The 2,017-nt window shown below is 64.1% G+C and carries 4 protein-coding genes; all 4 read left to right on the top strand.

From position 1 onward, the window contains the following. A partial coding sequence (locus ABNS06_RS17770; protein WP_348675942.1) for an acyl-CoA dehydrogenase family protein occupies positions 1-254 on the top strand: 254 nt, incomplete at its 5' end. A gap of 78 nt (positions 255-332) precedes the next feature. Then, positions 333-677: a 4a-hydroxytetrahydrobiopterin dehydratase gene (locus ABNS06_RS17765; RefSeq protein WP_142948270.1), complete on the top strand. Its 345-nt coding sequence runs from the start codon at positions 333-335 to the stop codon at positions 675-677. A gap of 6 nt (positions 678-683) precedes the next feature. Next, positions 684-1,334, top strand: coding sequence for a hypothetical protein (locus ABNS06_RS17760; protein WP_348675941.1), 651 nt, complete (start codon positions 684-686; stop codon positions 1,332-1,334). A 99-nt stretch (positions 1,335-1,433) separates the two neighbouring features. Then, complete coding sequence (locus ABNS06_RS17755; RefSeq protein ID WP_194854936.1) at positions 1,434-1,892, top strand: YiiD C-terminal domain-containing protein; 459 nt, start codon at positions 1,434-1,436, stop codon at positions 1,890-1,892. Positions 1,893-2,017 lie beyond the last annotated feature (125 nt).

The following is a 2,017-nucleotide window of genomic DNA, read 5'->3' as shown; positions in this document are numbered from 1 at the left end:
TGTTCCGCTATATTGAAATGACCGCCGCCGGCAAGCAGATGAGCCTGGCGGAGGCCTCGGCGATGAAGCTGTACGCCGCCCAGACCGCCATGGAGGTGTCCACCGAGGCGGTCCAGGTGCACGGCGGTTACGGCTACATGCGCGAGTCCCGCGTGGAGCAGCTGATGCGCGACGCCAAGATCCTGCAGATCTACGCCGGCACCGACGAGATGCAGATCATCGCCATCGCCCGGGACCTGCTGGGCAGAGGCTGAGCGGCGCAAGCGGCAGGCTTGGAGCTTGCCGCTGGAAGCTTGTAGCCTTGAAGCTGCCAGCAACAAGGAGGATTCCCCATGGCACTACAGCAACAGCATTGCGAAGCCTGCCGCGCCGACGCGCCCCGTATCAGCGATGAGGAGGCGGGCAAGCTGCGCGGCGAGATTCCGGACTGGAAACAGGTGGAGGAAGACGGCGAAGAGAAACTGCAGCGCCAGTTCAAGTTCAAGGACTTCGCCCAGGCTCTCGCGTTCACCAACCAGGTCGGCGACCTGGCCGAAGAGGAGGGGCACCACCCTGCCCTGCTCACCGAATACGGCAAGGTCACGGTGACCTGGTGGACCCATAAGATCGGCGGTCTGCACCGTAACGACTTCATCTGCGCGGCGAAGACCGACGCGCTGTTCGACAAAAGGACCTGAGGTCGAATGGACGCACCCGCTCCCTGGACGCTGAGAGGGCACGCCTACGTCTGCGCCCTGGCGATGCCCGATGCCTTGCGCCGGCAGCAAGGCGGCACCGCCGAAGCACTCGGCCCGGCGACCGGCCGCCTCGGGGTGGTCATGTTCGTGGATTACCAGCGTTCAGAGGTGGGGCCGTATCGGGAGTTGTTGTTCATGCCCGGGCCCTGTCGCTTTCCGGACGGTCACCGGCGCTGGTCGATCGGCCGCATCTATGTGTCCAGCGAAGACAGCGCCCGCAACGGCAACCGCAACTGGGGCCTGGACAAGCGCGTGGCCTCCTTCCGGGTCGAGCGAACCCGCTACGGCGAGAGCGTGACCGTGCGCTACCAGGACCGGGACATCGCCGGTCTGACCCTGAAGCGGCGCGGTCCCGCCCTACCCGTACTCGGACCCTGGCTGCCCGAGCGCTGGCGCCGGCTGGGCCAGGTGCGCGACAACCAGCAATTCGTCTTCGCGCCCTCGGTGCGGGGCCGCCTGGGCGTTGCCAGCCTGAGCGATGCCTGGGGCAACGGGAAGGATTTCCCGCAGTTGCAGTACGGACGCGGACGCGGCTCTCTGTACCTGCCGGACTTCCACCTCGACTTCCCCGAAGCGGATATCCGCCCCCTGTCCTGAACCTTACGGTGACCGGAAGCATCACCCGGCTGTCGCTTCCCGACAGCCGCCCCTCGCGCGCCCTTTGCTAGCATGGGTCACGGCAATCAGGAGAGACCCATGGCTTTAAGCGAAGAGCAAAAAGAACAAATCAAAGCGGCGTCCGATAAAACCTTTCCGTTCGTGGAACGCTGCGGCGCCCGGACCCTGGACGTGGACCGCGGCTACTGCAAGATGATGATGCCGCTGGCGCCCAACCTGAACCACGTCGGCATCATGTACGCGGGCGCCCTGTACACCATCGCGGAGCTGCCCGGCGGCGTGATCTATATGTCGTCGTTCGACACGCGGCGCTTCTACCCGATCGTCAAGGACATGCGGATCCGTTTCCGTCGCCCGGCCGCCACCGATGTGACCGTGGAAGTGCGCATCACCGATCAGGAAATCGAACGCATCCAGTCCGAGGCGGACGCCAACGGCAAATGCGATTTTGAATGGGATACCGAGATCAAGGACGAAAAAGGGGAAGTGGTGGCGCTCACCCATAACGTCTATCAGCTGCGCAAAATCGGCAGCTGAACCGCTACTGGGAAAGGGTCAAAGCGACATCCGCAATTCGTTGCCGCTTTCGCAAAGGCGTATTGACAGGCTTTGTTCGTCGGGGCTAGCCTGAAATCGCACTCCGATGAGGCACGGAGCCCGGG

The organism is uncultured Abyssibacter sp., from assembly GCF_964000955.1.
Taxonomy (GTDB): Bacteria; Pseudomonadota; Gammaproteobacteria; order Nevskiales; family OUC007; genus Abyssibacter.
This window is presented reverse-complemented; position numbering and strand designations above follow the sequence as displayed.